The sequence below is a fragment of the Ideonella sp. P3_A4 genome (genome assembly GCF_056403075.1).
This window is the reverse complement of sequence record NZ_JBFUGE010000387.1, coordinates 1-5,774: the sequence shown is the minus strand read 5'-3', so window position 1 is coordinate 5,774 and position 5,774 is coordinate 1. Positions and strand designations below refer to the sequence as shown.

5 protein-coding genes are annotated in these 5,774 nt (G+C 65.8%); 4 read left to right on the top strand and 1 reads right to left on the bottom strand.

Annotated features, from left to right (window positions below):
• Window positions 1–422, top strand: a 422-nt coding sequence (locus AC1DYI_RS24825; protein WP_477206803.1) for a response regulator, incomplete at its 5' end; no start/stop codon positions are given.
• A gap of 97 nt (window positions 423–519) precedes the next feature.
• On the opposite strand, the gene AC1DYI_RS24820 is transcribed toward AC1DYI_RS24825, so the two are convergent.
• Window positions 520–2,589 carry a glycoside hydrolase family 48 protein gene (locus tag AC1DYI_RS24820; RefSeq protein WP_477206802.1) on the bottom strand — a complete coding sequence of 690 codons (2,070 nt, stop codon included), beginning with the start codon at window positions 2,587–2,589 and terminating at the stop codon, window positions 520–522.
• A 357-nt stretch (window positions 2,590–2,946) separates the two neighbouring features.
• Between AC1DYI_RS24820 and AC1DYI_RS24815 the strand changes: the two genes are divergently transcribed.
• The 3 genes from AC1DYI_RS24815 to AC1DYI_RS24805 all read left to right on the top strand — a co-directional run bounded on the left by AC1DYI_RS24815 (window position 2,947) and on the right by AC1DYI_RS24805 (window position 5,470).
• Window positions 2,947–3,954: a LacI family DNA-binding transcriptional regulator gene (locus AC1DYI_RS24815; protein WP_477206801.1), complete on the top strand. Its 1,008-nt coding sequence runs from the start codon at window positions 2,947–2,949 to the stop codon at window positions 3,952–3,954.
• Between the two features lie 176 nt (window positions 3,955–4,130).
• A complete protein-coding gene (locus AC1DYI_RS24810) occupies window positions 4,131–4,976 on the top strand; it encodes an SDR family oxidoreductase (RefSeq protein ID WP_477206800.1) in 846 nt (281 codons plus the stop codon).
• Window positions 4,976–5,470, top strand: coding sequence for a thioesterase family protein (locus AC1DYI_RS24805; protein ID WP_477206799.1), 495 nt, complete (start codon window positions 4,976–4,978; stop codon window positions 5,468–5,470). Before AC1DYI_RS24810 ends, AC1DYI_RS24805 begins: the two co-directional genes overlap by 1 nt.
• Window positions 5,471–5,774: the final 304 nt, after the last annotated feature.

The window sequence follows — 5,774 nt, the reverse complement described above, 5'->3', positions numbered from 1 at the left end:
AACTGGAGAAGCTGGGCTTCGCACCCGGGCCCGACCGCGAGGTCAAGGTGCTGGTGGTCGACGACGACCCCAACACCGTGGACCTGATGAGCGCCTACCTGAGCCGGCCCGGCTACTCGGTGCTGCGGGCCTTTGGCGGCCAGGAAGGGATCGAGCTGACACAGCGCCATCTGCCGGACGTGGTCGTGCTCGACCTGCTGATGCCCGACGTCGGTGGCATCGAGGTTGTCGAAGCGCTCAAGCGCAATGTGGCCACGGCGCAGATCCCGGTCATCATGGTCGCGGCCCGGCAGTTCAGCCCGGACGATCGGCTGCAGCTCAACCGCCACGTGCTGAGCGTGATCGACAAGGGCGACCTGGGCCAGGACCGTTTTCTCGGCGAAGTGCGGCGGGCCTTTGGAAGGCCCATCCGCTTGCAGTAGGCGAACCTCGGGCCGAAGGAAAAAGGGGCGCGCCTGAGCGCGCCCCTGCAGCCCCGATTTGGCCGGGCCGGGCCCCGCCGGCCCGGCCGCGCCGTCGTCAGGGCGCTTCGACCAGCATCGCGTAGTCCAGCATCGCCATCGCGGCGTCGGCCTGGGCCCAGAAGCGGTGGTACTTCCAGGTCGGTGCCGCACCACCGTTCAGGTAGGCCTGCAGCTTCGGCCAGTCCGGGTCCTGCTTGTACTTGGGCCGCAGGCTCAGGAAGGTGCTGTTCGAGTCGATGGTCGCGCCCTGCGCGTTGGTGCCCACCCAGCCGCTCGGCACATAGACACCGCTGCCGGTGCCGGCGTCGTAGGCGTCATCGAAGCGCAAGTAGTCAGAGCGCTTCTCCTTCACCGCGATGCCCTTGGCGTCCTTGCTCAGCCACATGCCGTCGAGCAGGCGTTTGGCCAGCTGGGTCGCGCCGGTGTTGTTGGCTTTCACACCGTAATAGATCAGCGTGCGTGCCAGCGCCGCGCCTACGCCGATGTCGTTGCTGCTCTTGGTGACCTTCACGTGCAGGCCGGCGTTGGCGCCCGGCGAGTTCGGGTTCCAGTTGTCGGGCTGGCCGCTCCACTCCAGTGTCGACGGGATCAGGTAGCTGCCGTCGTCCTTGAATTTGACGTTGGCCGACGCCCACGGGATCCACTTGTCGAGTACGGCCTTGGCCTTGGCGTCGCCGGTAGCGTGGTAGTACTCGGCGATGCGGAACATCGACCAGGCCTGGAAGCCGAACCAGGTGTTCGACTCGGGGTCGTGGTAGACCGGCGCCTCGTCATAGAACATGCCGTAGAAGGTGGCCGTGCCGTTCGGCGGCGTCTCGTACGAACCGCCCCAGCTGTTGGTCGCGCCGCCGGCGATGCCGCCTTCGGCCGATTGCAGCCAGCGGTAGAACTCGAGCTGTCGGGTCAGGCTCTTGCCCCAGTCGCCGGCACCGGAAGCAGACTTCGGCTTGAACTCGGCATTGGTCGACAGCACCCACGCCGCCATCGGGTTCTGATAGCCGAAGTGGTTGTGGCTGCTGCCTATGCGCCAGGCCCAGCCGGCGTTGGTGTCGACGGCGCCGCCCCAGGCGTAGTACCAGCTCAGCAGGTAGTGCTGGTTGTCGCGCAGGCCGTTGCCGCCGGTCTGGCCGGTACCGGCCTGGCAGCCGTATGGGCCGCCAACGCAGTTGCCGACCTTCTTGAAGTACTTGTCGAACATCGAGTAGCGCAGGTAGTCGCCCATCTTCGATGCGCTCTTGACGATGTCCGCCACGTCGGCGCCCTTGCCCTGCGCCTTGGCCCAGACGTTGGCCCAGTACACCGCCTCGACCGCACGCGCGTCGGCGTCCGGTGCGTTGGTGTAGCGCCATTGCTTGGAATAGTTCGAGTCGGCGGTGAACAGGCTCAGGAAGCCCTGGCTGCCGCCGTTGCGGCCCCAGCGGAAGGTCTCGCACGATGGATGCGGCACCGTCTCCCAGACCGACTCCTGCGCGCCGCGCTGGAAGGTGTTGATGAACGCTGCGCGGGTCACGCCATCGCCGCAGTGGCCGTAGCCGTACCAGTTGTCCACATCCATCAGCCAGTGCATGCCATAGATGTTGCGGTTGCCGTAGGCCGTCTCGAGCTCGGTGCCGATCGGGTCCTGCCCCACCGGCACGCCGAAGTCGAGCTGCGAGGGGTAGTCCTTGGGCAACGCGTGTTCACCGGCGTAAGACGCAGGCTTGGTCGCGTTGTAGAAGCTGTTCGTCGGCTGGTCAGCCACCGACGGGATCATGTACTTCTCCATGTTGGCCCAGGCCTTCTTCAGCGGACCCCAGTCGCCGGTCTGGCGGCCGTGGTAGGCCTCGAGCCAGATCCAGAAGCTGTAGGCCTCGGACGTGGTCTCGTGGCCGTAGTCCGGTGCCTCGACCATCAGCGTTTCGGGCGAGTGGTAAGGGATGCCTTCGGGGCTGAAGTAGCCGTTGGCCGGGTCCTTGATCTTCTTGTACTGGGCCAAGAAGCGGCTCTCGAACTTGGACGCCAGCGTGGTGTCTTCGGCCATCGCGTGGCCGGCGGTCATGGCCAGCACCGCGGCCGTCACCGCCTGCGTGACGTGCCTGGTCGGGCGCTTGAGGGCGCGCTTGAGCGAGCGCTTGGAGGTCTTCATGGGGGTCTCCTGAGTTGAAAACGTTGTCAGATCCGAACGAATGAATGCGGGCCACGCGCCACCCCGCATCTGTTGACTTGTTCTATAGGCCGATCAAGGAATCGGCGCTGAAAAGTCTACGCAAACCAATCTGAAAACGTTGTCAGTCTTGACCCGCATTGTTGTAACCAATTCCGACGTTAGAGTGGGTCCCTGTTCATCCATGCCGGCATAGGCGATTTCGTTGACGGCCCGCCACGGCAACCACAGCGCAAACGGGTTGAAATCGTTACCATCCGGCACAGCGCTCGATACTCGCCGCGTCGACGCTTCGTCACCCCTGGCTGGACTGGCAACACGACTGGAACCCTCTTGACCATGCAGGCAGCACAACCCGCCTCCACCATCCTCGAAGTCGCCCGCAAGGCCGGCGTGTCGCCGAGCACGGTGTCGCGGGTGGTCAACGGCAGCGCCGGCGTCAGCGAGCGCAAGCGGCTGGCGGTCGAGGCAACGATCCGCGAGCTGAACTTCCGCCCCAACCCATCGGCGCGCAGCCTGAAGACCGGCACCACGATGTCTGTCGGCGTGGTGGTGCAAGACCTGGAAAGCCCGTTCTTCACCCGCATGCTGCGCGGCATCGAAGTGGGCCTGGCCGACAGCGGCAACATCCCGATCATCGTCAGCGGCCTGTGGAACGCGGCAGAAGAAGCTGCTCGCATCCGGCTGCTGGTCGAGCGGCGCATCGACGGCCTGATCGTGCTGGCCGGCCACCTGACCGACGAGCAACTGATCGAGTTCGCGCGCATCCAGCCGGTGGCGGTGGCGGGCCGCGACCTGAGCGGCCCCAACCTCAGCGCCAAGTGGGTCGACCAGGACGAGGCCGGCTACCTGGCCACCGTCCACCTGCTGGCTCTCGGGCACCGGCGCATCGCCTTCATCGCCGGGCCCACCACCCAACAGGACGCAGTGCAGCGCCACGCCGGCTACTGCCGCGCGCACCGCGACCACGGCATCGAGCCCAACTCGGCCCTGTGCGCCCAAGGCGACTTCCTCGAGACCAGCGGGCTGCTGGCGATGAACCGCCTGCTCGACGCTGGAGTGCCCTTCACGGCAGTCTTCGCCGCCAACGACCAGATGGCCTACGGCGCCCGCGTCGCGCTCTATCGGCGGGGCATCCGCGTGCCCGATGACATCTCGCTGGTCGGTGTCGACGACATGCCGGCTTCGGCTTTCATGACACCCGGCTTGACCACCGTGCGGCAGCCGCTGCACGAGATCGGCCGCCATGCAGCGACCGCCTTGCTGCGCCTGCTGGGAAGCGACACACCAGAGGTCGAGGTGCCGGGCCTGCAGCTGATCGTGCGCGAGACCACAAGACGGCTTTGACAAGGTGACGCTGGTGACGTGACGACGCTGCGCGTCACCGGGTTGACGCGAGGCCTGGCTGCATCTTGTGAGGACCGTGTCGTACACAGGCCCTAATCGCTGCACAGGCCGTGTCATTGATGGGTCGCAGCCCGTACGATCAATGGCTCAAGAACACCTCCTGAGGAGACAAATCCATGAGCACTTCAGAGCGCAGCCTCAAAGGCAAGACCCTGTTCATTACCGGCGCCTCGCGCGGCATCGGCCTAGCGATCGCCACCAAGGCTGCAGCCGACGGCGCGAACATCGCGCTGATCGCCAAGACGGTCGACCCCAACCCCAAGCTGCCGGGCACGCTGCACAGCGCCGCTGAAGCGGTGCGCGCGGCTGGCGGCCAAGCCCTGGTGCTGCAGACGGACATCCGCGACGAAGAGCAAGTCGCCAAGGCCGTCGCGCAAACGATCGAACAATTCGGCGGCATCGACATCCTGGTCAACAACGCCAGCGCGATCAGCCTGACGCCTACGGCTGCCACGCCGATGAAGCGTTTCGACCTGATGAACGGCGTCAACGCCCGCGGCACCTTCTGCTGCACGCAGGCCTGCCTGCCGGCATTGACCGCCAGCGCCAAGGCCGGCCGCGCCCCGCAGGTGCTGACGCTGTCGCCCCCGCTGAGCATGAAGCCGCACTGGTTCGGCAACCACGTGGCCTACACGATGGCCAAGTACGGCATGAGCATGTGCACCCTCGGCCACGCCGAAGAGTTCAAGCGCATCGGCATCGCGGTCAACAGCCTGTGGCCGCGCACCGCCATCGCCACCGCCGCGCTGCAGATGATCCCGGGTGTCGATCCCAAGCTGTGCCGCAAGCCCGAGATCATGTCCGACGCCGCGTGGTTCATCCTGACCAACCCGAGCCCGGCACCGAGCGGCCAGTTCTTCATCGACGAYGAGGTGCTTGCCTCCAATGGCATCACCGACCTCGAGGTCTACAGTGTCGAGCCGGGCACCAAGAACTTCCTGCCCGACTTCTTCCTCGACTGATGCCTTCAGCGAATCCCCCACCGGCCCGGCGTAGCGCCGCAGAGCAGAAGCGTCTGGAGAAGGCGCTGGTCGACATCTTCGAGAAGCGCATCCGCTTCAACGAGACGCTTGGGTTGACGGTGGTCTCGCTCGCGCCCACCGCGCCCACGCTGCGCTTCGAGATGCGCGACGACCTGGTCGGCCACTACGCCTCGGGTCGGCTGCACGGCGGCGTGATCTCGGCCACGCTGGACGCGATGGGTGGGTTCGCGATCATGGTTGCGTTGGCCGAGAAGCACGCCGACGAAGTGCTGGAACAGGTCGCCCACCGCTTCGGCCGCGTCGGCACCATCGACCTGCGGGTCGACTACCTGCGCCAGGGCCTCGGCAAGCACTTCATCGCCTCGGCCGAGGTCACCCGCCTCGGCGGCCGCGTCGCCGCCACGCAGATGCGCCTGGCCAACGATGAAGGCACGCTGATCGCAACGGCGGCGGCGGCGTACATGATCAGTTGAAGCACTCTCGATCTTTGTCTTTGGACTGCACTATTCATTGAGGCATTCGCCTCGCTCGCCCGGCGATTGGCGTCTGCAAGGACGGAGAATCGACCGCGTCTACATATGAGTCCGTTCCCGCGCAGACGGGACGACCACGCGAGCGAGGGAATCATGATCTTCATCTACGGCTGGCTGAAAGAGAAGCGTCTCGTCAAGCCGGTGCTCAGCTGCTATTGCTACGTCTGCCAGCGCACCGAATCGTGGGGCGTATTACGCGAAACCGAGTGGGTGACCTTCTTCGGTATGCGCACCATTCCCTTCC

What these genes read in the sequence shown, in the direction of transcription:
- AC1DYI_RS24820 (WP_477206802.1), bottom strand. Translation starts at nt 2,589, where the DNA reads ATGAAGACCTCCAAGCGCTCGCTCAAGCGCGCCCTCAAGCGCCCGACC.
- AC1DYI_RS24815 (WP_477206801.1), top strand. Translation starts at nt 2,947, where the DNA reads ATGCAGGCAGCACAACCCGCCTCCACCATCCTCGAAGTCGCCCGCAAG.
- AC1DYI_RS24805 (WP_477206799.1), top strand. Translation starts at nt 4,976, where the DNA reads ATGCCTTCAGCGAATCCCCCACCGGCCCGGCGTAGCGCCGCAGAGCAG.